Here is a 24742-nt window from a genome sequence, read left to right as displayed (position 1 = left end):
CCGGTCGTTGCGCGGTACGCGGCACCGTTGCGGCTACCCGGCCCACTGCGTGCGAGCCGCCTCCAGGCCCGCCCGGTACGCGGCGTACCCGGCCTCGTAGACGTCCCGCACGGCCGGGCGGGGTGCCACGACCCGGAAGCGTTCGGGGCCGGCGCTCCGGTCGGCGGAGCGTTCGCCGAGGGCGCGGCGGGCGACCGTCACCGCTCCCAGCGCGCCCACCTCCGCCTCCAGCGGGATGCGCACCGGCGTGCCGAGGACATCGGCGAACAACTGCGCCCAGGTGCCGGAGCGCACCCCGCCGCCGCAGGCGGCGAGCGTACCGGTGAGCCCGGCACTCTCCAGGCAGTGCCGGGCGGCGTAGCCGATGGCCTCGCACACCGCGCGCACCGCGTCGGCGCGGGTGTGCGCGAGGGTCAGCCCGTCGAGCCTGCCGCGGGCGGCCGGTTCGACGAAGGGCGCGCGCTCGCCCGCGTCGGAGAGGAACGGCAGCGCCGTGACCCCGCGGGCGCCGGGCGGGCTGGCGCCGAGCAGGGCGTCGAGGTCGTCGGTGCCGGCACCGGTGAGCGCGAGCACCCACTCCAGGGCCGCGGTGCCGACCATCGCGGGCATCGCGCGCAGCCAGCGCCCCGGCTCCGGCAGGCAGATCCACATGCCCGCGGGCTCCGCGGCCGGATCGATCTCCACCCGGTCGGTGAGCACCTGGCAGGCGAGCGTGGTGCCCACGATGAGCAGCCCGTCGCCGACCTCGCGCACACCGCTGCCGATGGCGCAGGCGGGCAGGTCGTAGGGGCCCGCGGTGAGCGGCAGGCCCTCCGGCAGGCCGAGCAGCTCGGCGCCCGCCGCGTCCAGGGCCAGGACGGTGCCGGGGGGCGCGGGCGGGCGCAGCAACCGGGCCTGCGCCGGGATCCCGCACGCCGCCAGCGCCTCGGGGGCATAGCCGCGGCGCACCGGGTCCAGGAAGGGCAGGGTGGCGTCGGAGGCGTCCACGCAGACCCGGCCGGTCAGCCGCTCGGCGACGGTGTCCACGCAGTACCCGGCGGTCGCCGCGCGCGCAAGGACGTCCGGCTCGTGCCGTTGGAGCCAGGCGAGCAGCGGCGCGTGGCAGCCGGGGAACATGCCGGAGCCGGTGTGTGCGTACACCTTCTGGACGGTGCCGTCGGCCAGCCAGCCGCTGACGATGTCGGAGGCCCGGCCGTCCATCCAGGACATCGCGGGCCGTACCGGGCGACCCGCCGCGTCCCGCAGCCACAGCCCGTCGCCCTGCCCGGTGAGCGCGAGGGCCGCGGGCGGGGCGGGCAGCCGGGCCGCGGTCTCGCGCACCACGTCGACGACCGTGCGCAGCACGTCCTGCGGGTCCTGCTCGACCCGGCCGCCGGGTCCCCGGTCGAGCCGGCTGGCGCGGGAGGCGGAGGCGAGCGGGGTGTCATCGGGGCCGTAGGCCACGGCCTTGGTGACGGAGGTGCCGATGTCCACCCCGATGTAGGGGGCGCCGGAGGGCGCGGGCGGGGTCATGGCCTCGGGCCTTCCGCGACCTCGGGGTTGGCGGGGTGGGCCAGCGCCTCGCCGCGCAGGAACCGGCCCACCTCGGCCGCGGTGATGGCCGCCGCGCGGTGCGCCGTCTGCCGGGTGGCGCCCGCGAGGTGCGGTGCGGTGACGACGTTCGGTGCGTCGTGCAGGGGCCAGTCGGCGGGTGGCGGCTCCACGTCGTACACGTCCAGGGCGAGCGCCCGCAGCCTGCCGCTCCTCAGCAGGCCGGGCAGCGGCGCGTGGTCGAGCAGGGCGCCGCGTGCCGAGTTCACCAGTACCGCGCCCTCGGGCAGCAGGGCGAGGCGCTCGGCGTCGATGAGGTGGTGGGTCTCCGCCGTGAGGCGGGCGTGCAGGCTGACGACGCTGCTGCGCCGCAGGAGGTCGTCGAGCCCGACCGGCTGCACGCCGTCCGCGCGCACCGCCTCGGGGTCCGCATAGGGGTCGGCGGCGAGCACCTTCGCACCGAAGGCGAGCAGCACCCGGGCGACGATCCGGCCGATCGCACCGTAGCCGACGAGGCCCACGGTGGCGCCGTCGAGCTCGCCGCCGCTCTCGTCGTAGGCGTAGAAGTCGCCGCGCCAGCGGCCCTGCTTGAGCTCCGCGTCGGCGGTGGGGATGCGGCGCATCGCGGCCAGCATCAGACCGATGGCGAACTCGGCGGCGGCCGGGGCGTTGCGGCCCGGCGCGAAGCTGACGGCGACGCCGTGCCGGGTGGCGGCGTCCAGGTCCACGTTGACCGGGCCGCCCCGGCACACCGCGACCATCCGCAGTGCGGGACTGGCCTCGAAGACCCGTGCGGTGAACGGTGCCATCTGCGTGACGCAGACCTCGGCGCCGCCGAGCGCGTCGATCAGCCGCTGCTCGGTGCCGCTGGCCTCCTGCACACCGCCGACGGGGCCGAACGGCTCGTGCGGCCAGGGCAGCACCAGGTCGGTGACGTCCAGCCGCGGTCCGTCCGCGGGAGCGGCCGCACGTCGTGGATCGAGTGGATCGAGCGATGCGAGAGGTTCGGGCGGTCCGAGGGGACCGGGGGGATCGAGGGGGGCGGCGGGGGAGCGGAGGGCCAGTTCCTCATCGAGTGCCGCACGGATCAGATCCGGGCGGACGAAGTGGTCGCCGGCGGCGAGAATACGCATGGAGGGCCCTTCGTACGGGTCGGGGGCGCAGACGGCGGGAAGGCATCACAGCTCCCCATCACCGCCCTTGATAGATTTAACAGCCGCCACGTGAAGAATCAACGGACCGGAGCCCGACTGCCCGGCCCCCCCGTCCACCAGGGGCCCCCGTACACCGCGATCACCCCGCGCACGAGGACGGTCAGTACCCGCCCGGACGCCCCGAGGAGGCGCACAGATGCCGACGACGCCGACGACGCCGACCGAACCCGCCCGGCTGCTGCTGGTACGGCACGGCGAGACGGTGTGGCACGCGGAGAACCGCTACGCGGGCGTCTCCGATGTCGCCCTGACGGACCGCGGCCTGCGCCAGGCGGCCCGGCTCGGGCAGTGGGCCGCCCGGCGCGGTGTCGACGCCGTCGCCTGCTCACCGCTCGGCCGCACCCGCGCGACCGCGCAGCCCGCCGCCGATCTGCTGGGCACCCCGCTCGAAGTGGTCGAGGAACTGCGCGAGGTGGACTTCGGCTGGGGCGAGGGCCGCACCATCGAGGAGATGGCCGCCGAGGACGCCGAGGCGGTGCGCCGCTTCCGCGCGGACGCCGAGACCGGTGCGTTCCCCGGCTCGGAACCGCCGTCGGCCGCGGCGGCCCGCGCCACCGCGGCGCTGCGCCGGCTGGCGGTGCGGCACGCCGGCCGTACGGTCCTGGTCGTGGCGCACAACACGCTGCTGCGGATCGCCCTGTGCAGCATGCTCGGCATCCCGGTGGGCCGCTACCGGCTCGTGCTGCCCCGGCTCGACAACGCCGCCGTCACCGAGATCGAGGTGGCGGGCGGACGCACCGCGCTGCGCTCCCTCAACGTGCCCGCGCTGCCCGCCGTCCCGGCCGGCGCCGAGGCCGCCCGCGAGGCGCCCGCACCGTATGGGACAGACTTGAGCGCATGACGACCGGTACGACGAGTGGCTCGGCCCGCCCCCAGGACGCCCGCAGGCAACTGATCACCGAGCACGTGCTGGCGCGGGGCACCTCGACGGTCGCGGAGCTCTCGGAGCTGACCAAGGTCAGCGTGATGACCGTCCACCGCGACCTGGACGAGCTGGCCAGGCGCGGGGTGCTGCGGCGGTTCCGCGGCGGGGTGTCCGCGCTGCCGTCCACGGTCTTCGAGAGCAACCTCGACTACCGGCTCGGTGTGAACGTCGCGGAGAAGGAGGCCATCGCCAGGGCCGCCTGCGCACTGGTCGAACCGGGCATGTCGGTGATGCTCGACGACTCGACGACGGCACTCGCGCTCGCCCGGCTGCTGGTCGACCAGCAGCCGCTGACCGTGGTGACCAACGCCCGCCGGGTCGTGGACGTCTTCGCGGGCCGCGACGGGATCCGGCTGATCGCGCTCGGCGGCGAGTACTCCCACACCCACGACTCCTTCCTCGGAGTGCCGTGCGTCGAGGCCGTCGACGCGCTCTCCGTGGACATGGTGCTGGTCTCCACCTCGGCCATGGACGCCAGGATGACCTACCACCAGGAGCAGGACGTGGTCCTCGTCAAGCGCGCCATGCTGGCGTCGGGCACCAGGAAGGTCCTGCTCATGGACCGTACGAAACTGGCCAGGACGGCCCTGCACCGCCTCGCGCCGGTCGGCGACTTCGACCACCTGGTGGTGGACGCGGGAATCGGCGGGGAACTGCTCGGGGAGCTGCGGGAGCGCACCGACGTGCGCGTGGCCGACACTGTCTGAAAAACTCTCATGCTGACGTGTTAATTTCACAGGCATGATGTTTCGTACCAGCGCCGGTGCTCCCGCAGAACGCCGTCCGGTGCCCGTCGTGGCCGGTGTCGACGTCGCCACCGCCGCGGTGCGGGTGGTGTGCGCCGATGCCCGGGGGCGGGTGCTCGCGGAGGGCGGGGCGGAGCTGCCGCGGCCGGTGCGCGGGCCGGGCGGGCGCAGCGAGCAGGACGCGGGCACCTGGTGGCCCGCGACCGCCTCGGCACTGCGGCAGGCGACCTCGGCACTGCCCGGGCTCGGCCGTGAGGTGGTGGCCGTCGCCGTGTCCGCCACCTCGGGAACGCTGGTGCCCGCCGACGCCGACGGGATACCGCTCGGCCCCGCACTGATGTACGACGACCGGCGTGCGGCGGACATCAACGCCCTCGCCCAGGAGCTGGGCGCGGGCCGCTGGCGGTCGCTGGGCCTGACCGTCGGCCCCACGGCCGCGCTCGGCCGCCTCGTCTGGTGCGTACGCAACCACGCGGGCGTCCGCCACGTTCTGCACACCCCGGAGGTGCTCGGCCACTGCCTCACCGGAGGCCCGGTGGCCGCCGACTGGAGCCACACCCTGAAGACCGGCTACGACCCGGGAGCGGGCGGCTGGGCCTTCGAGGTGTTCGACGCCCTGGACGTGCCCGCCCGGCTGCTGCCCAGGGTGCAGCCGCCCGGTACGCAGGTGGGCACGGTGAGCCCGCTGGCCGCGGCGGAGACCGGGCTGCCTGCGGGCTGCCGGGTCAGGCTCGGGATGACGGACGGCTGCGCCGGGCAGTTGGCGACCGGGGCGGTGGAGCCGGGGCAGTTCGTGGGCGTGCTCGGGACGACGTACGTCCTCAAGGGGGTCGCCCGCGAGCTGGTGACCGACCCGGCCGGCGCGCTCTACAGCCACCGGCACCCGGACGGCTGGTGGCTGCCCGGCGGAGCCTCGAACACCGGCGGTGAGGCGCTGACGGTCCCCGCGCCGGACGACCGGGAGCCGGCCGGGACCCCGGCCGGCTCGGGGCGGCTGGCCGAACTGGACGCGGCGGCTGACGCGCGCGGCCCGGCCTCCCACGTCTGCTATCCGCTGCGGCGCGAGGGCGAGCGCTTCCCGTTCGTGGCGGGCGCGGCCCGCGGGTTCCGCACGGCGCAGCCCGTGGACGAGGCCGACCGGCACCGCGGCGTCCTGGAGGGGGTCGCGTTCGTCGAGAGGCTCGCCCTCGAACGGGTGCGCGCCCTGGGGGCGGATGTGGCCGCGCCGCTGTACGCGGCGGGCGGCGGCAGCCGCAGTCCGCTGTGGAACCGGGTGCGCGCCACCGTCCTCGGCCTGCCCCTGCGGGTGGTGGAGCGTGCCGAGACGGCCTTCGGCGCGGCGCTGCTCGCTGCCTGCGGAACCCTGCACCCCGACCTCGCGGCCGCGGCCCGCGAGATGACCGGACGGGGTCACCTGATCGAGCCGCTGGAGGCGGAGCGCGGGGCGCTGGAGGACTCCTACGGCTGCTTCCGCGAGGAGCTGGCGGCACGCGGCTGGCTCCCGTAGCCGCCGGACGCCGCGCGGTGAGCCGCCGGACGTCCCGCCGCCGCGAGGGCCGGCGGGCCGTGCCGTCGATGGACCGGGCCCTTCGCGCATCCGGCGCACGCTCCGGCGGAGGCGAGGGGGCCGCGTCCCGGGGTGCCGTGATCCGGCGCGGGTTGCCGACGGCGGACGCCTGCCGTTATGTTTGACAGCACTGTCAAACATAAAGCGCAGTGCGAGCGGAGGGTGACATGGCGCGTGTGAACCCGGTCGAGGTCGTGGAGGCGTTCTGGAGGGACGTGTGGAACGCACATGATCCGGAGAAGGCCGACGACTTCGTGGTCGAGGACTTCGTGATCACGAACGCGGGCCGGCGCATCGAGGGGCGCGAGAACTTCAAGGCGTGGATCAGGGCGTTCCTGGACCAGGTGCACGACCTGGAGATGGAGGTGATCGAAACCTTCCAGAACCACGACGGCAGCCGGGTCGTGTCACGGTGGCAGGTGCACGGGAAGAACAACGGCATCATGGGCTCCGAGCCCGACCGGCGGCCGATCTCGTTCACCGGCACGGCGGTCTGGGCGGTGCGCGAGGACGGCAAGCTGCTCCAGAACTGGGTCGAGCGCGCGTCCCACGAACTGTTCCAGCGGCTGGGCGCGCCGCAGACCGCGGCACACTGAGGAGCGGCGCCGAAGGAGCGCCGCACGCGCAAGCGGCCCCCGGGGCCGGTGGGACGGAGGGAGCCAGGTGGCAGGCGTACGCCGATTCGACGAGGGCGATGTGCTCGGCCGTGCCCTGGAGGTGTTCGGGACGCACGGATACCGGGCGACCTCGATGCTCGACCTCGCCGCCGGCACCGGAGTCCAGCGGGGCTCCCTGTACCACGCCTACGGCGGCAAGGAGCAGCTCTTCCTGAAGGTGTTCGGCGACTACTCCGGCCGGTTCCTCGCCGAAGCGGCCCGGGAACTGCGCCGCGCGGACAAGCGCGCCGCGCTCCTCGCCTTCTTCGACTTCTGCGTCCGGACGTTCACGGCCGGCGCGCCCTCGCGCGGCTGCCTGTCCACCCGGACGGCCGTGGACGCCGGCACGGACGTGCCGGCCGTCCAGGCGGCGGTGCGCGGCTTCCTCGGCGACCTGGAGGACGTCGTCCGTGACGGGCTGGCCGCGGTCGACGGTGACCTGACCGTCGACCTGGCAGCCGCGGCCCGCCTCGTGGTCACCACCACCCGGGGCCTCGCCGTGCTGGAACGCGCCCACTACGGGCCCGCAGAGCTTAGGGACACCGCGGCCACCCTGGTCACCGCGCTGACCGGCGACCCGCTCCCGGGCCGCTGAGCAGCCCGCGCACCAGGTTGTCGACGAGCGCGGCGGTGAACTCCTCGGTGATCGGCTCGTCGGGGACGAGGAGCCGGTGGTAGCAGGCACCCCACAGTTGGTCGATGACGACCCGCGGGTCCACGTCCGCACGGAGCTGGCCGCGCTGCCGTGCGCGCAGCAGGACCTCGCCCGCGAGCCGCCTGCGCCCCGCCGAGTAGAGCGCCTGGTAGGCGGCGGCCAGGTCGGGGTCGGTCTGGGCCTGGCCGATGAGTTCGGCGAGCACCCGGCCGGCCCGCGTGCGGGTGAGCAGCGTGGCGAAGGCGCCTAGCTGCGCCGTCAGATCGGCGACGATGTCGCCGCTGTCGGGGAAGGCGAGCGTCTCCTCGACGGCGTGCATGTACCCGTCCAGCGCGAGGGCGCCCTTGGACGGCCACCACTTGTAGATGGTGGTCTTGCTGGCGCCCGCGGCACGGGCGACGCGCTCGATGGTGAAGGCGGCCATGCCCTCGTCGAGCAGCAGCGCCCCGGCCGCCCTGAGGATGTCGGCGCGTACCTCGCCGGCCGGTCGCCGGCCGCGGCCCCGGTGGGTGCCCTGCGGCGCGCGGGGCCGTGCACTTCGCGGTGCGGCGGAGGCGGTCGGGCCGTCTGGGGTGGGTGCCACGGCGGTGCTCCTCACGGGGGTGTGCGCGGTGGACGGTGCCGGCTCCCGCCCGCGGGGGCCGCCCGCACGGCGCGGTGGCCTCCTCCTCGGCGTCGGATGGCCCGGTGCCGGTGGCGGGGTGCTTGTTCGCGTCCGGTTATCGGGGTTCAGGCGGCTCCGCCGTTGGCGTAGAGGATCTGGCCGTTGATCCAGCGGGCGGGTCCGGCGAGGAAGGAGACGGTTTCGGCGATGTCCTCGGGGCGGCCGAGGCGTTCGAGGGGTGGGACCGCAGCGAGGCGGTCGATGGTGGTCTGGTCCTTGCCCTGGAGGAAGAGGGGGGTGGCGGTGGGGCCGGGGGCGACGGCGTTGACGGTGATGTCGCGGCCGCGGAGTTCCTTGGCGAGGATCATGGTCATGGCGTCGACGGCGCCCTTGGTGGCGGCGTAGGCGGTGTAGCCGGGCAGGGCGAGTTTGGTGACGCTGGTGGAGAAGTTGACCAGGGCGCCGCCGCGGCGCAGGCGGCGGGCGGCTTCCCGGCTGACGACGAAGGTGCCGCGCACGTTGGTGCGGTGCATGCGGTCGAAGTCGGCGAGGTCGAGTTCGGCGAGGGGGGACAGCAGCATGATGCCGGCGGTGTGGACCACGACGTCGATGCCGCCGAAGAGTTCCTCGGTGCGGTCGAAGAGCGCGGTGACCTCGTCGTCGTCGGCGACGTCGGCCCTGACGGCCGCGGCGGTGCCGCCTGCCTGCGTGATCGCTTCGACGGCTTCCTCGGCGCGGGCCGCGTTGCCTGCGTAGCCGATGATGACGTGCATGCCGTCGGCGGCCAGTCGTTCGGCGACCACCCGGCCTATTCCGCCGGAGCCTCCGGTCACCACCGCGACGCGTGGGGACCCGCTGCCCGAAGTGGTGTTCTGCGTGGTGGCCATGGCCCAGTCCTCTCCTCGTGCGCGCCCGCCGGTGCCGGGACCCTCCCGACACCATTTTGTGGACGCCGCGTTCATATAAGCACAGAGATGAACGCCACGTCCATATCTTTGGAGGGCTCGTCCGGGGTGTGGCGGGCGTCACATCGCATTCGCCCTGGGTGGCGTCGCCGTCGAGGGGTGTCGGGCGCACCCCCCGGGGTTGCGAGCCGCCGTCCGGGGTTCCGGGTGGCCCCGGGTGTGCGGCGCGGTGTCGACGGGCCTGCCGGCGCGGGGTCGTCCTTGACGGTGTCTCCGCACCCTTCTACATTGCTGTTGCTTCCACATAACAGAATCAGACTTCCGCGATGCGAAATACCTCGCTATGGGTCCGTGGACCCGCAGCGGACGGGCGCGCGGGCGGCTGCGGCTGGAGTGGGAGCAAGGAGCAGGGCAGGAACGGACCACGCATGCTCACCGCGGGGCGCGACGGGAGCGGCGAAGCCAACAGCCGAAGCAGGAGTACCCATGGCTCGTATGACCGCTGCCCGTGCGGCAGTCGAGATCCTGGAGCGCGAGGGCGTCACGGACGCCTTCGGCGTACCGGGTGCCGCGATCAACCCCTTCTACGCGCAGCTCAGGGCGTCGGGAGGGATCCGCCACACCCTCGCCCGCCATGTCGAGGGCGCTTCGCACATGGCCGAGGGCTACACCCGCACCCGCCCCGGCAACATCGGTGTGTGCATCGGCACGTCGGGGCCCGCGGGCACCGACATGCTCACCGGTCTGTACTCGGCGAGCGGCGACTCCATCCCGATCCTGTGCATCACGGGACAGGCCCCGACCGCGGTGATCCACAAGGAGGACTTCCAGGCCGTCGACATCGCCTCGATCGCGGCCCCGGTGACCAAGATGGCCGTCACCGTGCTGGAGGCCGCGCAGGTTCCCGGCGTCTTCCAGCAGGCATTCCACCTGATGCGCTCGGGGCGGCCGGGACCCGTCCTCGTCGACCTGCCGCTGGACGTCCAGCAGACCGAGATCGAGTTCGACCCGGACACCTACCAGCCGCTGCCCGTCTACAGGCCGGTCGCCTCCCGCGCGCAGATCGAGAAGGCCCTCGCCCTGCTGAACGCCGCGCAGCGCCCGCTGATCGTCGCGGGCGGCGGGGTCATCAACGCCGACGCCTGCGACCTCCTGGTGGAGTTCGCCGAGCTGACGGGGGTGCCCGTGGTGCCCACTCTGATGGGCTGGGGCGCCATCGGGGACGACCACGAGCTGAACGCCGGGATGGTCGGCCTGCAGACCTCGCACCGCTACGGCAACGCCACCTTCCTGCAGTCCGACTTCGTGCTCGGCATCGGCAACAGGTGGGCCAACCGCCACACCGGGAAGCTGGACGTCTACACGGCCGGCCGCACCTTCGTGCACGTCGACGTCGAACCCACCCAGATCGGGAAGATCTTCGCCCCCGACTACGGCATCGCCTCGGACGCGGCCGCCGCCCTTGAGCTGTTCGTCACGGTGGCCGGGGAGCTGAAGGCGGCGGGCCGGCTGCCCGACCGCTCCGCGTGGGCCGAGGCAACCCAGGAGCGCAGGGCCCGCCTCCAGCGCCGCACCCACTTCGACGACATCCCGATCAAGCCGCAGCGGGTCTACGAGGAGATGAACAAGGCATTCGGCCCCGAGACCCGCTACGTCTCCACCATCGGTCTCTCCCAGATCGCCGCCGCCCAGATGCTGCACGTCTTCCGCCCGAGGCACTGGATCAACTGCGGCCAGGCAGGGCCGCTCGGCTGGACCGTGCCCGCCGCCCTCGGGGTGGCCGTGGCCGACCCCGACACCCCCGTCGTCGCGCTCTCCGGTGACTACGACTTCCAGTTCCTGCTGGAGGAACTGGCCGTCGGAGCCCAGCACAGGATCCCGTACGTGCACGTCCTGGTGAACAACTCCTACCTGGGCCTGATCCGCCAGGCGCAGCGCGCGTTCGACATGGACTTCCAGGTCAACCTGGAGTTCAGGAACATCAACTCGCCGGAGCTCGGGGTCTACGGCGTCGACCACGTGAAGGTCGCCGAGGGGCTGGGCTGCAAGGCCGTCCGGGTCACCGACCCGAGGGAGCTGGGCGCCGCCTTCGAGGAGGCCAAGAAGCTCGCCGCGGAGTATCGTGTGCCGGTCGTCGTGGAGGCGATCCTGGAGCGGATCACCAACATCTCCATGAGCGGCACCAACGACATCGGCGACGTCGTCGAGTTCGAGGAGATCGCCACCGAGCCCTGGCACGCGCCGACCTCCATCAAGCCGCTGAAGGTCTGACGCCGAATACGCCGAATACGCCGGTACCCGCGGCCCGCGACCGCGGGCCGCGGGCCCGTCCGACCGGCCCTCGCCGGACGGGCGGGCCCGCACCGCACGCCGGTGCACGGTGCCGCGCACCGCGGCACCGCGGCACCGCGGACGCGCGGCCGGCCGGGGCGGGTCAGCCGGTGATGACGGCCGGGTCGCTGGTGCTGATCTCGCCGGTCTCCACATGGCCGGCGAGACGGCGCAGGAACGCGACGTCCTGAGCGGACGTCACCGACAGGTCGTACCAGCCGTGCCCGGCACCCGTCTGCGCGGTGTGCACGGCACTGGCGCCCGGCTTCAGCGGGTACACGGCGGCGTGCCCGGCCCCGTAGCCGTCCCTGACGGCCAGGCGTACGGAGGCGGTGCCGTGGTTGGTGAGGACCAGCTCGACCTGCCCGCCGTGCGGTGCGTGGCGCGCGGTCACCTCGGGGCCCCTGCCGGCGGCGTGGCCGGCGAACTGCCGCAGGAAGCCGTTCGGGCCGTGCACCGACACCTCGTAGGCGCCGCCGTCCCCGGTGCCGACGCTCCAGGTGCCCGAGAGCTGCTTGCCGGCCGAGACGGTGTACGTCCAGGGCCCTTCCGCAAGGGTCCGGGACGTCACGTAGAACTGCGCACCCGCCTCGCCGCGGCTGGCGAAGTCGATCCGCAGGCTGCCCGGCGCGTCGCTCACGGTGCCGTCCGCGGCCAGGTCGTAGGGGAGCGGCAGCGCGGGGCGCAGACCGCGCTCCTGCCGGGGCAGCGCGGGGTCGGCGGGCGGCGTGGGCACGTAGTCGTCGTGCCGGTCGTTGTCCTGCGGCTCGTACCCCTTGGTGTCCGGGAGGGCGGGGACGCCGGTGTCCTTGCCGGAGAAGTCGAACGCGGAGGTAAGGTCGCCGCACACGGTCCGCCGCCACGGCGAGACGTTCGGCTCGTGCACGCCGAAGCGCTTCTCGATGAACTGGATGATCGAGGTGTGGTCGAAGACCTGGGAGCAGACCCGGCCGCCCTTGCTCCACGGCGACACGACCAGCATCGGCACTCGCTGCCCGAGACCGTACGAGCCCGGCACGTACGTGTCGGAGCCCTCGTACAGGTCGGGGCCGACGTCCACGGTCGAGCGGCCCTGCTCCGGCGAGGACGGCGGGTACGGCGGCACGACGTGGTCGAAGAAGCCGTCGTTCTCGTCGTAGGTGAGCAGCAGCGCGGTCCTGGACCACACGTCCGGGTTGGACGTCAGCGCGTCCAGCACCTGGGAGACGTACCAGGCGCCGTAGTTGGCGGGCCAGTTGGGGTGCTCGGTGAACGCCTCCGGTGCCGCGATCCAGGAGACCTGCGGCAGCCTGCCCGCCTTGACGTCCGCCCTGAGGATGTCGAAGAGGCCGTCGCCGCCCTTGGCGTTCGTACCGGTGCGTGCCTTGTCGTACAGCGGGTCGCCGGGGGCCGCGGTGCGGTACTGGTCGAAGTAGAGCAGGGAGTTGTCACCGTAGTTGCCCCGGTAGGCGTCGTCGATCCAGCCCCAGGAGCCGGCCGCGTCGAGGCCGTCGCCGATGTCCTGGTAGATCTTCCACGAGACCCCGGCCTGCTCCAGGCGCTCGGGGTACGTCGTCCAGGAGTAGCCGGCCTCGTCGTTGCCGAGGACCGGGCCGCCGCCCTTGCCGTCGTTGCCGGTGTGACCCGTCCACATGTAGTAGCGGTTCGGGTCGGTGGAGCCCAGGAACGAGCAGTGGTACGAGTCGCAGACGGTGAAGGCGTCGGCGAGCGCGTAGTGGAAGGGGATGTCCTCACGGGTCAGGTACGCCATCGAGGTGGCCGTCTTGGCCGGGATCCACCCGTCGTACCTGCCCTGGTCGAAGGCGGCGTGGGTGTCGTTCCAGCCGTGTGCGAGGTCCTGGATGAACTGCAGTCCGAGGTCGTCCGCGTCCGGCCTGAACGGCAGGACGTCCTTGGCGCCGTCGGACTGGTGCCACACCGGCTTGCCGTTCGGCAGCGTCACGGGCCGCGGGTCCCCGAAGCCGCGCACGCCGCGCAGCGTGCCGAAGTAGTGGTCGAACGAGCGGTTCTCCTGCATGAGGACGACGATGTGCTCCACGTCCCGGATCGAGCCGGTGCGGCGGTTGGCCGGGATGTCCGCGGCCCGGGCGATGCTGGCGGAGAGCGTGCCGAACGCGGTCGCGCCGGCGGTGCCGCCCGCAAGCCGTAGGAAATGTCTGCGGTTGAGCGCGGTCATGAAGGACCTGTCTTTCTGGGTCGTGCCGGGACCAGGCAGGGTGGGGGGAAGCGCGCCAGTCTCGTCATGTGATCGCGAACTCTCCACGGCGCGCAAGGGAAACGGAGGGAAAACCTCGGCCAACCCGGTGTGTTCGGCGGGGCGGTGCCGGGGGCACGAGGGGGCCGGGCCGCGGCGGCGCACGGGCGCGACAGGGCAGGTGTCAGCGCCGCCGCGGCCCGGAGTCCGGGTGCGGTGTCCTGCTGTGCGGGTGCTCCGCCCGGGGTGCCCCGGTGCGGATGCTCCCCTGCGGGTCCTCGGTGCTGCGGGCGCCCGGCCTCTCAGACCTGGTTGCCGGAGAGCCGCTCGACGGCCCGCAGCAGCGCGGAGTGGTCCAGGCCGCCGTCGCCCTGGGCGCGCAGCGAGGCGACCAGTTGGGCGACGAGCGCACCGGCGGGCAGCGCGGCACCCACCCTGCGCGCGGCGTCCGTGACGATGCCCATGTCCTTGTGGTGCAGATCGATCCGGAAGCCCGGCGTGAAGTCCCGGTTCAGGAAGTTGTCCCGCTTGCGCGCCAGCACGGTGGAGCCGGCCAGACCGCCGCCCAGCACGTCGAGCGCGGCCCCGAGGTCCACCCCGGACTTCTCCAGGAAGACCACCGCCTCCGCGCAGGCCTCGATGTTGACGGCGACGATGAGCTGGTTGGCGGCCTTCACCGTCTGGCCGGCGCCGTGCGGCCCGCACAGGACCACGGTCGCGCCCAGGACGTCGAAGATCGGCCGGGCCGCGTCGAAGTCGGCCTGCTCGCCGCCGACCATGATGGACAGCACGGCCTCGATCGCGCCCGCCTCGCCACCGGAGACCGGCGCGTCCAGCACGCGGACGCCCTTCTCGCGGGCCGCGGCCGCCAGATCGATCGAAGTGCCCGGGGTGATGGAGGACATGTCGATCAACAGGGCACCGCTGCGGGCGTTCTCCAGGATGCCGTCGGGACCGTAGGCGACGGCCTCGACCTGCGGGGACGCGGGCACCATGGTGATGATCACGTCCGCCTCGGAGACCGCCTCGGCGATCGAGCCCGCCGGAGTGCCGCCCGCCGCGGCCAGCCGCTCCAGCTTCTCCGGCTCCAGCGTGTACCCGGTGACGGGGTATCCGGCCTTGACCAGGTTCTCGGACATGGGCGAACCCATGATGCCGAGGCCGATCCAGGCGATGCGCGGCCGCGCGGCTTCGGTGGTGGCGGCGGGGTCGGGAAGGTTGCTGCTGGTCATGAGGGTGCCTCTCCGGATGCGTTGCTGCGTGGGGGCGCCGCGCGCCGGCCGAGCGTGCCGGGGCGCGTCAGCGCGCGGTGCGGGCCGCGGCGGGCAGCCAGTCGAACGCCTCGGCGCTCGGCCTCTCGCCCGGCCTGTACTCGAGCCCGATCCAGCCGTCGTAGCCCGCCTTCCGCAGCCGGCCGAGCAGGTCGGCGAGCGGCAGGGAGCCGGTGCCGGGTGCACCGCGGCCCGGGTTGTCCGCGATCTGCACGTGTGCCGTGCGGTCGGCGTAGCGGTCGATGACCGAGGGCAGGTCCTCGCCGTTCATGGAGAGGTGGTACAGGTCCATCAGGAAACGGGCGTTGTCGAGACCCGTCACCTCGTTCACCCGGTCCACGATCTCGACGGCTTTGGGGGCGCTGACGATCGGACAGCGCGGTGACTCGGGCCGGTTGAGGGCCTCGATCAGCAGACTCGCGCCGATCCGGTCGGCGGCCAGGGCGGCGATCCGCAGGTTCTCCAGTGCCAGGGCGTCCTGCTCGGCCGGGTGCACGCCCTCGACGCGGTTGCCGTACAGCGCGTTCAGCGCGCGGCAGCCGAGCGAGTCGGCGAAGTCGGCCGCCACGTCCACGTTGGCGCGGAACTTCTCGGACTCGGCGCCGGGCACGGAGAGCGCGCCGCGGTCAGGGCCGGGTAGCCGGCCCGCGTAGAAGTTCAGTCCCACCAGGCGTACGCCGGCGTCCTCGATGGCGCCCCGCAGGGCGTCGAGCCGGGCCCGTTCGGGCGTGGGCGTCTCGACCCAGGGCCACCACAGCTCGACCGCACCGAAGCCGGCGGCCGCGGCGGCGGCCGGGCGCTCCAGAAGGGGGAGTTCCGTGAACAGGATGGAGAGGTTCACGTCGAAGCGGTGGTCGGTGCCGAAGGCGGCACCGGGCCCCGGGTGCGGGGCGGCGGCCGCGCCGTCCGGTGTGGCGGGGTCGGAGGGGGAGGGTGAGGGAAGAGGGGCCATGGGAGGGGCGGCACTCCTTCCGTATGTCGGAAGTGTAATTTTGCTTTACGGAAGCCTGCCGCCGGGGGTGAGCCTTGTCAAGGGTCGGGAGGGGGCCGCCCGGTCCATGCGCCCCGGGCCCGCCGCGGCGGGAGCAGCGGGTCATCGAGCAGGGGCAGGGGCAGGGGCGGGGAGGGACAAGGGCAAGAGCGGGTACGGGGCAAGGGACGAGGAGGGGAGCGGGCGGGAGGAGGAGGGGTGGGCGCATATACCTCGCTCCCGCGGCGGCGCGGGTGTCAGGATGGCGGGCATGGAGACCGTCGCCCGAGCCCGCACCCCCGAGGACCTCACCGCCCTGATCGCCGCGGGCGCACGCGTCAAGTGGCTGATGTTCTGGGGCCACCGCCCGCAGCGGGACGGCTCCGTGGGCGCGGGCGCGCTCAGCCAGTGGTGGCCCGCCCCGTTCACCGTCGACGGCACCCGGTACGCGACCGCCGAGCACTGGATGATGGCGGGCAAGGCGGCGCTGTTCGGTGATGACGCCTCGCTTCCGGCGATCCTCGCCGCCCGCACCCCCGCCGAGGCGAAGAAGCTGGGCCGCCTGGTCACCGGCTTCGACGAGGAGCGCTGGGCCCGGGCCCGCTTCGAGCTGGTCGTCGCGGGCAATACGGCGAAGTTCGGCCAGGATCCCGCACTGCGCGCCTATCTGCTCGGCACCGGCGAGCGGGTGCTGGTCGAGGCCAGCCCGCGCGACCGGCTCTGGGGCATCGGGCTCGCCGCGTCCGACGAACGCGCCACCGACCCGTCCCGCTGGCGCGGCCGCAACCTGCTCGGCTTCGCCCTGATGGAGGCCCGCGCCCGACTGGCGGGCCGCCGCGAGGAGCCGTAGCCGCAGCGCAGACGGGCCCTTCCGCCCACCCACGCCGCGACCACCCGGTCGGCCAGTGCATTGCCGTGTGCCCGGCGCGGCGCGGCCAGGGCGCATAGCCTGCTGCGCGGCGCCGGCGGCACCGACCCGTGCCGGCGCCGTCCGTCCTGTGCCGGGCGGCGGGGTGCGCGCGGGGCCAGTGGCCCCGCCGGACGCGGTCGGCCGGATCCGGGACGGCATCGGTTTCCGACGTTGGAGGTACGGCAGTGCGATCGCAAGGATGTGTCCATGAGCGCTGAGACCGTGCAGCGTTCCCCGGGCGCGACCGTGGGGGTGCCCCGTGAACGGGGCGCCGGTGAGCGCCGGGTTGCCCTGGTACCGAAAGTGATCGAAAGGCTCCGCGGCACATGCGGAGGCGTGGTGGTCGAGTCCGGCGCCGGGCTCGGCGCCCTCATCCCCGACGACTTGTTCGTCTCCGCGGGCGCCACCATCGGCGATCCGTGGGCGTGCGACGTGGTGGTGAAGGTGGCCCCGCCGACACCCGGGGAGATCGGCCGGCTGCGCCCGGGCACCGCCCTGATCGGGTTCCTCGACCCGCTCGTCGCCACCACGACGGTGGCGGCGCTGCGCGAGGCCGGCGTGCTGGGCTTCGCGATGGAGTCCGTACCGCGGATCTCCCGCGCGCAGTCCATGGACGCCCTCTCGTCGCAGGCGAACGTCGGCGGCTACAAGGCCGTCCTGCTCGCCGCGGAGCGCTCCACCCGGTTCTTCCCGATGCTGACCACGGCGGCCGGCACCGTGAAGCCCGCGACCGTCCTGGTGCTCGGCGTCGGCGTGGCCGGCCTCCAGGCGCTCGCCACGGCCAAGCGCCTCGGCGCCCGCACCACCGGCTACGACGTCCGCCCCGAAGTCGCCGAACAGGTGCGGTCGCTGGGCGCGCAGTGGCTCGACCTCGGCATCGAGGCGGCCGGTGAGGGCGGTTACGCCCGTGAACTCACCGGGGAGGAGCGGGCCGAGCAGCAGCGCCGCCTCGAAGAGGCCATCACCGGCTTCGACGTGGTGATCACGACCGCGCTGGTGCCGGGACGCAAGGCGCCGACGCTCGTCACCGCGAACGCCGTCAAGGGGATGCGGCCGGGCAGCGTCGTCGTCGACCTGGCGGGCGAGAGCGGCGGCAACTGCGAGCTGACCGAGCCGGGCGAGACGGTCGTCAGGCACGACGTCACCATCGCCGCACCGCTCAACCTGCCGGCGACCATGCCGGAGCACGCCTCGGAACTGTACGCACGCAACGTCGCGGCGCTGCTGGCGCTGGTCCTCGACGAGTCCGGCGCCGTCGCACCCGACTGGTCCGACGAGGTCCTTGCCGCGTCCTGCGTCACGAGGAGGGAGTCCTGATGGAGTCGGGCAGTCTGGTGGCCGACGTCGCGATCCTGGTACTGGCCGGGTTCGTCGGATTCGCCGTCATCTCCAAGGTGCCGAACACCCTGCACACCCCGCTGATGTCGGGTACGAACGCCATCCACGGCATCGTGCTCCTCGGCGGCCTCACCGTGCTCGGCGAGCTGAAGGACCCCTCGGTCCTCGACTCGGTGATCCTGGTGATCGCCATCGCGTTCGGCATGATCAACGTGATCGGCGGTTTCCTGGTGACGGACCGGATGCTGGGGATGTTCAAGTCCAGGCCGGCCGAGAAGAAGGCGGACGACTGATGGACACCACGGTCCGGGTGCTCTACATCGTCGCGTTCGCCCTCTTCATCTACGGCCTGTCCGGTCTGACCGGACCGAAGACGGCGGTGCGCGGCAACAAGACGGCCGCCGCGGGCATGCTGGTCGCGGTCGTCGCGACCCTGCTGAAGGTCGACCACAACTGGGCGCTGATCGTGGTGGGGCTGCTCGCCGGCACGGTCCTCGGCGTGCCCGCCGCCCGGCGGGTCAAGATGACCGCGATGCCGCAGATGGTGGCACTGTTCAACGGCGTCGGCGGCGGGGCCGTCGCGCTCATCGCCTGGTCGGAGTTCCGCACCTCGGACGGCTTCGCGGACAGCCCCGGCCATGTCGTCGTCGCCTCGATGTTCGCCGCGCTCGTCGGATCCATCTCCTTCTGGGGTTCGCTGGTCGCGTTCGGCAAGCTCCAGGAGGTGCTGCCCGGCAGGCCGATGGGGCTCGGCAGGGCCCAGCAGGGCGTCAACCTCCTGCTGCTGGCCGTTGCCGTGGCGTGCGCGGTGGTGGCGGGGCTCGGCGGCGCGCCGCAGGTGTGGGTGATCCTGCTCCTGGTGCTCTCCGCGGTGCTGGGCGTGCTCGTCGTCCTCCCGATCGGCGGCGCCGACATGCCCGTCGTCATCTCGCTGCTCAACGCCGCCACGGGACTCTCCGCCGCGGCCGCGGGGCTCGCGCTCGACAACACGGCGATGATCGTCGCGGGCATGATCGTCGGTGCGTCCGGGTCCATCCTCACCCACCAGATGGCGATCGCGATGAACCGCACCATCCCGGCGATCGTCGCCGGCGGGTTCGGCGGCTCGGGCGGCCTCGTGCCGGGCGCCGCCGACGGCGTGGACCGCACGGTCCGCTCCACCTCCGCCGCCGACGCCGCCGTGCAGATGGCCTACGCCTCGCAGGTGATCGTCGTACCCGGCTACGGCATGGCGGTGGCGCAGGCCCAGCATGCCGTCAAGGACCTGGCGAAGCTCCTCCAGGCCAAGGGCGTGGAGGTCAAGTACGCGATCCACCCGGTCGCGGGCCGGATGCCGGGACACATGAACGTGCTGCTCGCCGAGGCGGACGTCTCCTACGACGCGCTCAAGGAGATGGACGAGATCAACGACGAGTTCGCCCGTACCGACGTCACCCTGGTGATCGGCGCCAACGACGTCACCAACCCGGCCGCCCGCACCGACCCGTCCAGCCCGATCCACGGGATGCCGATCCTGAACGTCGACGAGTCCCGCAACGTCATCGTGCTCAAGCGGTCGATGAGCAGCGGGTTCGCCGGCATCGACAATCCGCTCTTCTACGCGGACCGCACCTCGATGCTGTTCGGTGACGCGAAGAAGTCGGTGCTGGAGGTGACGGAGGAGCTCAAGGCGCTGTGAACCGGCCCCCGCGGCCCGGCGCTCCCCGCGGTCCGGGTCGCCCGGGCCGCGGGGCAGCCGCCCCGGGCCCGGGGCGGCGCGGGCCCGTCGCACGCACGATGCGGCGGGCCCGCGCGCGGGGACGGCGGCGGCGGTCACGGGCGGCCCGGTGCGCGCTGTTGGCCCGGTTGTGGTGGCGCAGCCTGCGAGGCGGGTCCTCTGGGCCGGCAGCGGTGCCCGGGACGTGCCCCGCCCTGCGACCGGCTGCGAGAATGCTCGGGCCGGATCGAGGAGCCTGGGGGAACCGTGCGATTGACCGTGGAGTTCACGACAGAACCCTTCGACCTGGACGAGCCGCCCGGGCATGCGCTGGCCGCCCGCGAGGTCATCCAGGCCGCCGACCTGGACGCCGTCGACGTGGGCCCGTTCGGGAACACCGCGGAGGGCGAGGCGCCGGCCGTGCTGGGCGCGATCGAGGCAGTGCTGCGCCGCAGCCTCCAGGCCGGCGCCACCCGGATCTCCCTCCAGGTCAACGTCGTCCAGGAGGCGGGCCGTTGACCGGCCGCGCCGACGACCCCTTCGCCCGGGCCGTCAAGCCGCTGGTGGACGCCATCGGCGGCGAGATGCTGCCGCCGGCGCAGGCCGGCCCCGACGACGTCGTACTGGCCTGGCAGGGCAGGGACGTCGTGGCCGTCCGCCTGCCGCAGCTCGCCGACTCCCTGGACCGCATCCTTGCGGCACTGGAGCGCGAGCACGGCAGACCCCTCGCCGACCTCGACCGCAGGACGAAGCAGAAGGTGGTGCGGCAACTGGAGGCGCGGGGCGCGTTCTCGGTACGGCACGGCGTGGAGACCGTCGCGAGCGCCCTCGGAGTCAGCAGGTTCACCGTCTACAACTACTTGAACAGGGAGCAGGCGGCGAAGGAGCGCTAGCGGGTGCACGGCTCTCGTGTGCACGGCCCGCGCCTGCCTGGCTGCCGTGTGCACGGCTCGCGCGCGTGTGCCTCCGCGTACGGGGCTCCCGTGTGCATCTGCCGGGCCGCGGCAGGCCGGTGCGGCAGCCTGCTGTCCCGGCGGCGGGTGGGACGCCGAGGCGGTGGGGCCGGTTCCGGGCCCTGCACGCCCTGCGCACCGCCGGCCGCGAAACCGCCCGGGCCCCCGCCCGGCGCCCCGCACCCGCGGCGTGGCCCCGGTGCGGCCACGGACGGACGACCTTTTTCAACAAAGTGTTGACGGCTGCTGGTCCAGGGTATGGGATGGGCGCAGCCCAGCCCGTCCAGTACCAGGCCGGAGGCGTCCGTGACGTCGTGTACCCAGGGCCCCGCGCGCGCGGTCCCCGAGACCCCGGCGGGCCTCGTCCGGTTCAACTCCCTCCCGGTCGCCGAGGCCGCCGCCGCACTCCGCGAGGTGTGCTCCTGCGCCGCCTGGGTGCGGATCCTGCTCGCACGGCGCCCCTACGCCACCGTCGGCGACCTGCTCGGCGCCCAGGACGCCGCCACCGCCGCGCTGAGCGCCGCCGACCTGGCGGAGGCGGTGGCCGGCCATCCGCCGATCGGCCGTCCCGAGCCGGGTGACGCCCTCGCGGCACGGGAGCAGCGCGGGATGGCCGGCGCGTCCGAGCGGCTCAGGCGGGAGATGCTGGAACTCGGCCTGAGGTACCAGGACACGTTCGGCCATGTCTTCCTGATCTGTGCGACAGGCCGGAGCGGCGAGGAGATGCGGGACGCGCTCAGGGAGCGGATCGGCAACCCGCCCCGGCGCGAGCGCGAGGTCGTCCGCAGCGAGCTGGGCAAGATCAACCGAATCCGGCTGACCCGGCTCGCGGAGGCCGGAGAGGAGCGCCCGTGACCAGCGGCCGCACGGCGACGGTGTCCACCCACGTCCTGGACACCGCGGCGGGCCGTCCGGCGGTGGGCGTGCCGGTCGCTCTCGCCGCCCGCCCGGACCGCGGCGCCGAGTGGCTGCCGCTCGGCGGGTCGCACACCGACCGGGACGGGAGGTGCAGGGACCTGCCGGTGCCGCCCCAGGACACCGCCCATGTGCGGCTCACTTTCGGCACCGGGACCTACGTCGCCGGTGCCACGGGCGCCGAGACGCTCGTGGCGGACGCCGCAGCCGCCACAGCCCCCGCAGACGCCCCGGGCACCGCAGACACCGCGGACGCCCCGGGCACCGCAGACGGCGCCGGCGTCACGAGCGGCCCCGCACCGTCCGGCGGGCCGGCCGAGGCGGAACGGGACGCCCCCCGCGCAGGGGGCGGCGGTGCGTTCTTCCCCGAGGTGACGGTCACGTTCGCCGTCACGCCGGGGGAGCACTACCACGTACCGCTGCTGCTCAGCCCGTTCGGCTACTCCGTATACCGAGGGAGCTAGCAGAGATGACCACCGACGCCCGCGCCGCGACCGGCGCGCCCGACCCGCGCACCGCACAGCCGTCCGGCGGCACCAGGCCGGTGCTGCTCGGCCAGAACCAGTACGGCAAGGCCGAGACCCGCGTGGTGCGGATCACACGGGACGGTGAAACGCACCACATAAAGGACCTGAACGTCTCCGTCGCGCTGTCGGGCGCCATGGAGGACGCGCACTACCGCGGCTCCAACGCCCACGTGCTGCCCACCGACACCGCCAAGAACACCGTGTTCGCCTTCGCCAAGGAGCACGGCGTCGAGTCCGCGGAGCAGTTCGCGATCCACCTGGCCCGGCACTTCGTCACCTCCCAGGAAGCCATCCACCGGGCCAGGATCAGGGTCGAGGAGTACGGCTGGGACCGTATCGAGATCGCCCGCCCCGCGGAGGGCGGCCCCGGCACGGACGGTACTGCCGACGGCCGGACCGGCACCGCCGACGGTCCAACAGGCACTGCGGACGGCCAGGCGGGTGCCGCCGGGGCCGACGGCACCGCGCCCGCGCCGCACTCCTTCGTCCGCGGCGGCCGCGAGACCCGCACCACCCAGGTCACCTTCGACGGGGACACCTGGGAGGTCGTCTCGGGCCTGCGGGACCTGGTCGTCATGAACTCCACCGACTCCGAGTTCCACGGCTACGCCAAGGACCGCTACACGACCCTCGCGGAGACGTACGACCGCATCCTCGCCACCCGGGTCACCGGCTGCTGGCGGTTCGGCTGGCACGGCGGCGAGCAGCCGGCACCCGCCTGGGACGAGTCCTACCAGGAGACCAGGAGGCACCTGCTGGGTGCCTTCGCGCAGACCTACTCCCTCTCGCTCCAGCAGACGCTGTACCGGATGGGCGAGCGGATCATCGACCACCGGCCGGAGATCGACGAGGTGCGCTTCTCGCTGCCCAACCGGCACCACTTCCTGGTCGACCTCGAACCGTTCGGCCTCGGCAACGACAACGAGGTGTACTTCGCCGCCGACCGCCCCTTCGGCCTCATCGAGGGCACCGTCCTGCGCGCCGGGCGCGAGGCCCGCATCCCCGCCGACCTGACCCATCCCTGAGCCCCGGCATCCGAGGGCGTCAGGTGCCGCACGCGGGGAAGCCGCCATGGGAAAGACCCGCACAGGCAGGAGCCGGTGCCCGCACAGGAGCACGAGGAGCCGCGCGCCGGCGCAGCCGGGGAGATTCGCTGAGCCCCTGCACCGACAGCACCACGAGGGCCCAAAAGACCGCACACCGACAGAAGTGAGGACGCACCCACCATGGCACCCACGGCAGCCCAGCGCCTCGTCATCGAGAACTGCGCGATCGCGACCGTCGACGCCCGGGACACCGAGTACGCCTCGGGGCACGTGGTGGTCGCGGGCGACACGATCGAGAGCGTGGGACCGGGTCCGGCCCCGGCCGGCCTCGCCGCCGTGACCCGCCGGATCGACGGCGGCGGCCACCTGCTCACACCGGGCCTGGTCAACACCCACCACCACTTCTACCAGTGGCTCACCCGGGGCATGGCCACCGACCGCAACCTCTTCGACTGGCTGGTCGCGCTGTACCCCGTCTGGGGCCGCATCGACGAGCAGATGGCCTACACGGCCGCACAGGGCTCCTTGGCGATGATGGTGCGCGGCGGCGTCACGACCGCCGTGGACCACCACTACGTCTACCCGAAGGACGCAGGCGACCTGACCGGCGCGATCATCAGGGCGGCGGCCGGGACGGGCGTCCGCTTCACGCTGGCCCGCGGTTCCATGGACCTCGGCGAGTCGGACGGCGGACTGCCGCCGGACTTCGCCGTGGAGTCCCTCGACGACGCCCTCGCCGCCACCGAGGCGGCCGTCGACACCCACCACGACCCCTCGCCCGACGCGATGACGCAGATCGCGGTCGCACCCTGCTCACCGTTCTCCGTCTCCACCGAACTGCTGCGGCGCAGCGCGGAACTCGCGCGCCGCAAGGGGGTGCGGCTGCACACCCACGGCTCGGAGACGGTGGAGGAGGAGAAGTTCTGCCACGAGAAGTTCGGCATGGGCCCGACCGACTACCTCCGGTCCACCGGGTGGCTGGGCGACGACGTGTGGATGGCGCACTGCGTCCACATGGACGACTCCGACATCGCGGCGTTCGCCCGCACCGGCACGGGCGTCGCGCACTGCCCGTCGTCCAACGCCCGGCTCGCCGCCGGTATCGCCCGGGTCCCCGACCTGCTGGCCGCGGGCGTCCCGGTCGGACTCGGGGTGGACGGCACCGCCTCGAACGAGTCCGGCGAACTCCACACCGAACTGCGCAACGCCCTGCTCGTCAACCGCCTCGGCCCGCACAGGGAGCGGGCCCTCGGCGCCCGCCAGGCACTGCGCCTGGGCACCCACGGCGGCGCCACGGTGCTCGGGCGGGCCGACCGGATCGGCTCCCTGGAGCCGGGCAAGCTCGCCGACCTCGTCCTGTGGAAGATGGACACCCTCGCGCACGCCTCGATCGCCGACCCGGTCACCGCCCTCGTCTTCGGCGCCCCGGCACCCGTCACGCTCTCCCTCGTCGGCGGCAGGCCCGTCACCGAACACGGCCGTCTGCTGCACGTCGACGAGGACGCCGTCGCCCGCGCCACCCGCGACGAGGCCCGGCGGCTGGCCCGCCGCGCGGGCATCGGCTGACCGCCCGCCCGGCCTCCGGCAGGAGACGACGGACCCCGGCAGGAGACAACAGACCCCGGCCGGTGGGCGCGGACCCGGCCGGTGGGTGCGGGACTCCGGGGGCGGGCCGGTGCCTCCCCGCTCGTCTCCGGCCGCGGCACCACGGCTCCGTATCGCCGTGGTGCCGTGAACCGGGGGCGGTGCGGATCCGTGCGGAGGCCGGATCCGCACCGCCCGGTCGTGG

23 protein-coding genes are annotated in these 24742 nt (G+C 73.6%); 16 read left to right on the top strand and 7 right to left on the bottom strand.

The features are described 5' to 3' along the window. Window positions 1-33: 33 nt before the first annotated feature. The gene (locus IE313_RS15765) at window positions 34-1512 is read right to left on the bottom strand and encodes an FGGY-family carbohydrate kinase (protein WP_189932508.1); all 1479 of its coding nucleotides are present in this window, start codon (window positions 1510-1512) and stop codon (window positions 34-36) included. Then, window positions 1509-2663, bottom strand: a complete 1155-nt coding sequence (locus IE313_RS15760) for a 2-hydroxyacid dehydrogenase (protein WP_229924670.1) — start codon at window positions 2661-2663, stop codon at window positions 1509-1511. Before IE313_RS15760 ends, IE313_RS15765 begins: the two co-directional genes overlap by 4 nt. A 217-nt stretch (window positions 2664-2880) precedes the next feature. Here IE313_RS15760 and IE313_RS15755 point away from each other — a divergent pair, with 217 nt between their 5' ends. The 5 genes from IE313_RS15755 (at window position 2881) to IE313_RS15735 (ending at window position 7233) form a co-directional block, all read left to right on the top strand. Next, a complete protein-coding gene (locus tag IE313_RS15755) occupies window positions 2881-3585 on the top strand; it encodes a histidine phosphatase family protein (RefSeq protein WP_189932506.1) in 705 nt (234 codons plus the stop codon). Further along, entirely contained in the window at window positions 3582-4376 is a 795-nt protein-coding gene (locus tag IE313_RS15750; RefSeq protein WP_189932504.1) for a DeoR/GlpR family DNA-binding transcription regulator, read from the top strand. Before IE313_RS15755 ends, IE313_RS15750 begins: the two co-directional genes overlap by 4 nt. A 34-nt stretch (window positions 4377-4410) precedes the next feature. After that, entirely contained in the window at window positions 4411-5922 is a 1512-nt protein-coding gene (locus tag IE313_RS15745; protein ID WP_229924669.1) for an FGGY-family carbohydrate kinase, read from the top strand. 227 nt (window positions 5923-6149) lie between these two features. After that, the gene (locus IE313_RS15740; protein WP_189932502.1) at window positions 6150-6578 is read left to right on the top strand and encodes an ester cyclase; all 429 of its coding nucleotides are present in this window, start codon (window positions 6150-6152) and stop codon (window positions 6576-6578) included. 67 nt (window positions 6579-6645) lie between these two features. Beyond that, window positions 6646-7233, top strand: a complete 588-nt coding sequence (locus IE313_RS15735) for a TetR/AcrR family transcriptional regulator (protein WP_189932500.1) — start codon at window positions 6646-6648, stop codon at window positions 7231-7233. On the opposite strand, the gene IE313_RS15730 is transcribed toward IE313_RS15735, so the two are convergent. Continuing rightward, the gene (locus tag IE313_RS15730; protein ID WP_189932499.1) at window positions 7196-7876 is read right to left on the bottom strand and encodes a TetR/AcrR family transcriptional regulator; all 681 of its coding nucleotides are present in this window, start codon (window positions 7874-7876) and stop codon (window positions 7196-7198) included. The two genes, IE313_RS15735 and IE313_RS15730, sit on opposite strands and share 38 nt — an antisense overlap. A gap of 146 nt (window positions 7877-8022) precedes the next feature. Next, window positions 8023-8784, bottom strand: coding sequence for an SDR family oxidoreductase (locus IE313_RS15725; RefSeq protein WP_189932497.1), 762 nt, complete (start codon window positions 8782-8784; stop codon window positions 8023-8025). Between the two features lie 504 nt (window positions 8785-9288). Here IE313_RS15725 and gcl point away from each other — a divergent pair. After that, entirely contained in the window at window positions 9289-11073 is a 1785-nt protein-coding gene (gcl, locus tag IE313_RS15720; RefSeq protein WP_189932495.1) for a glyoxylate carboligase, read from the top strand. 163 nt (window positions 11074-11236) lie between these two features. Here gcl and IE313_RS15715 read toward each other — a convergent pair whose 3' ends face one another. The 3 genes from IE313_RS15715 to IE313_RS15705 form a co-directional block, all read right to left on the bottom strand. Then, window positions 11237-13309, bottom strand: a complete 2073-nt coding sequence (locus IE313_RS15715; RefSeq protein WP_189932493.1) for a phosphocholine-specific phospholipase C — start codon at window positions 13307-13309, stop codon at window positions 11237-11239. Window positions 13310-13629: 320 nt separating this feature from the next. Next, the gene (locus IE313_RS15710) at window positions 13630-14559 is read right to left on the bottom strand and encodes a 2-hydroxy-3-oxopropionate reductase (protein ID WP_189932491.1); all 930 of its coding nucleotides are present in this window, start codon (window positions 14557-14559) and stop codon (window positions 13630-13632) included. A gap of 67 nt (window positions 14560-14626) precedes the next feature. Beyond that, window positions 14627-15550: a TIM barrel protein gene (locus IE313_RS15705; RefSeq protein WP_189932489.1), complete on the bottom strand. Its 924-nt coding sequence runs from the start codon at window positions 15548-15550 to the stop codon at window positions 14627-14629. A gap of 289 nt (window positions 15551-15839) precedes the next feature. On the opposite strand from IE313_RS15705, the gene ybiA reads away from it, so the two are divergent. From ybiA to IE313_RS15655, 10 genes are all read left to right on the top strand, one after another. Continuing rightward, window positions 15840-16418, top strand: coding sequence for a riboflavin biosynthesis intermediates N-glycosidase (gene ybiA / locus IE313_RS15700; RefSeq protein WP_189932487.1), 579 nt, complete (start codon window positions 15840-15842; stop codon window positions 16416-16418). A gap of 267 nt (window positions 16419-16685) precedes the next feature. Beyond that, window positions 16686-17795: an NAD(P) transhydrogenase subunit alpha gene (locus IE313_RS15695; RefSeq protein WP_189932485.1), complete on the top strand. Its 1110-nt coding sequence runs from the start codon at window positions 16686-16688 to the stop codon at window positions 17793-17795. Further along, the gene (locus IE313_RS15690; RefSeq protein WP_189932483.1) at window positions 17795-18109 is read left to right on the top strand and encodes an NAD(P) transhydrogenase subunit alpha part 2; all 315 of its coding nucleotides are present in this window, start codon (window positions 17795-17797) and stop codon (window positions 18107-18109) included. Before IE313_RS15695 ends, IE313_RS15690 begins: the two co-directional genes overlap by 1 nt. After that, window positions 18109-19494 carry an NAD(P)(+) transhydrogenase (Re/Si-specific) subunit beta gene (locus IE313_RS15685; RefSeq protein ID WP_189932473.1) on the top strand — a complete coding sequence of 462 codons (1386 nt, stop codon included), beginning with the start codon at window positions 18109-18111 and terminating at the stop codon, window positions 19492-19494. The genes IE313_RS15690 and IE313_RS15685 overlap by 1 nt, the downstream gene beginning before the upstream one ends. Window positions 19495-19779: 285 nt before the next feature. After that, a complete protein-coding gene (locus IE313_RS15680) occupies window positions 19780-20031 on the top strand; it encodes a hypothetical protein (protein ID WP_189932471.1) in 252 nt (83 codons plus the stop codon). After that, window positions 20028-20405: a helix-turn-helix domain-containing protein gene (locus tag IE313_RS15675; protein WP_189932469.1), complete on the top strand. Its 378-nt coding sequence runs from the start codon at window positions 20028-20030 to the stop codon at window positions 20403-20405. The genes IE313_RS15680 and IE313_RS15675 overlap by 4 nt, the downstream gene beginning before the upstream one ends. A 366-nt stretch (window positions 20406-20771) precedes the next feature. After that, window positions 20772-21320 carry a 2-oxo-4-hydroxy-4-carboxy-5-ureidoimidazoline decarboxylase gene (gene uraD / locus IE313_RS15670; protein ID WP_229924668.1) on the top strand — a complete coding sequence of 183 codons (549 nt, stop codon included), beginning with the start codon at window positions 20772-20774 and terminating at the stop codon, window positions 21318-21320. Further along, window positions 21317-21844, top strand: a complete 528-nt coding sequence (locus IE313_RS15665) for a hydroxyisourate hydrolase (protein ID WP_189932465.1) — start codon at window positions 21317-21319, stop codon at window positions 21842-21844. Before uraD ends, IE313_RS15665 begins: the two co-directional genes overlap by 4 nt. Before the next feature lie 5 nt (window positions 21845-21849). Next, on the top strand, window positions 21850-22932 hold the full coding sequence (pucL, locus tag IE313_RS15660) for a factor-independent urate hydroxylase (protein WP_189932464.1): 1083 nt from the start codon (window positions 21850-21852) through the stop codon (window positions 22930-22932). Between the two features lie 201 nt (window positions 22933-23133). After that, window positions 23134-24519 (top strand): 8-oxoguanine deaminase, encoded by a 1386-nt coding sequence (locus IE313_RS15655; protein ID WP_189932462.1) that lies wholly within the window; start codon window positions 23134-23136, stop codon window positions 24517-24519. The last annotated feature ends 223 nt before the right edge of the window (window positions 24520-24742 follow it).

It is taken from the genome of Streptomyces sulfonofaciens (assembly GCF_014656295.1).
GTDB lineage: Bacteria > Actinomycetota > Actinomycetes > Streptomycetales > Streptomycetaceae > Streptomyces > Streptomyces sulfonofaciens.
Note: the sequence above shows the minus strand (reverse complement) of the source record. Positions and strands in the feature narration are given on the sequence as shown.

What these genes read in the sequence shown, in the direction of transcription:
- IE313_RS15655 (WP_189932462.1), top strand. Translation starts at nt 23,134, where the DNA reads ATGGCACCCACGGCAGCCCAGCGCCTCGTCATCGAGAACTGCGCGATC.
- IE313_RS15685 (WP_189932473.1), top strand. Translation starts at nt 18,109, where the DNA reads ATGGACACCACGGTCCGGGTGCTCTACATCGTCGCGTTCGCCCTCTTC.
- IE313_RS15705 (WP_189932489.1), bottom strand. Translation starts at nt 15,550, where the DNA reads ATGGCCCCTCTTCCCTCACCCTCCCCCTCCGACCCCGCCACACCGGAC.
- ybiA (WP_189932487.1), top strand. Translation starts at nt 15,840, where the DNA reads ATGGAGACCGTCGCCCGAGCCCGCACCCCCGAGGACCTCACCGCCCTG.
- pucL (WP_189932464.1), top strand. Translation starts at nt 21,850, where the DNA reads ATGACCACCGACGCCCGCGCCGCGACCGGCGCGCCCGACCCGCGCACC.
- IE313_RS15710 (WP_189932491.1), bottom strand. Translation starts at nt 14,559, where the DNA reads ATGACCAGCAGCAACCTTCCCGACCCCGCCGCCACCACCGAAGCCGCG.
- IE313_RS15725 (WP_189932497.1), bottom strand. Translation starts at nt 8,784, where the DNA reads ATGGCCACCACGCAGAACACCACTTCGGGCAGCGGGTCCCCACGCGTC.
- IE313_RS15745 (WP_229924669.1), top strand. Translation starts at nt 4,411, where the DNA reads ATGATGTTTCGTACCAGCGCCGGTGCTCCCGCAGAACGCCGTCCGGTG.
- IE313_RS15750 (WP_189932504.1), top strand. Translation starts at nt 3,582, where the DNA reads ATGACGACCGGTACGACGAGTGGCTCGGCCCGCCCCCAGGACGCCCGC.
- IE313_RS15765 (WP_189932508.1), bottom strand. Translation starts at nt 1,512, where the DNA reads ATGACCCCGCCCGCGCCCTCCGGCGCCCCCTACATCGGGGTGGACATC.
- IE313_RS15715 (WP_189932493.1), bottom strand. Translation starts at nt 13,309, where the DNA reads ATGACCGCGCTCAACCGCAGACATTTCCTACGGCTTGCGGGCGGCACC.
- IE313_RS15755 (WP_189932506.1), top strand. Translation starts at nt 2,881, where the DNA reads ATGCCGACGACGCCGACGACGCCGACCGAACCCGCCCGGCTGCTGCTG.
- gcl (WP_189932495.1), top strand. Translation starts at nt 9,289, where the DNA reads ATGGCTCGTATGACCGCTGCCCGTGCGGCAGTCGAGATCCTGGAGCGC.
- IE313_RS15695 (WP_189932485.1), top strand. Translation starts at nt 16,686, where the DNA reads ATGAGCGCTGAGACCGTGCAGCGTTCCCCGGGCGCGACCGTGGGGGTG.
- IE313_RS15760 (WP_229924670.1), bottom strand. Translation starts at nt 2,663, where the DNA reads ATGCGTATTCTCGCCGCCGGCGACCACTTCGTCCGCCCGGATCTGATC.
- IE313_RS15690 (WP_189932483.1), top strand. Translation starts at nt 17,795, where the DNA reads ATGGAGTCGGGCAGTCTGGTGGCCGACGTCGCGATCCTGGTACTGGCC.
- IE313_RS15740 (WP_189932502.1), top strand. Translation starts at nt 6,150, where the DNA reads ATGGCGCGTGTGAACCCGGTCGAGGTCGTGGAGGCGTTCTGGAGGGAC.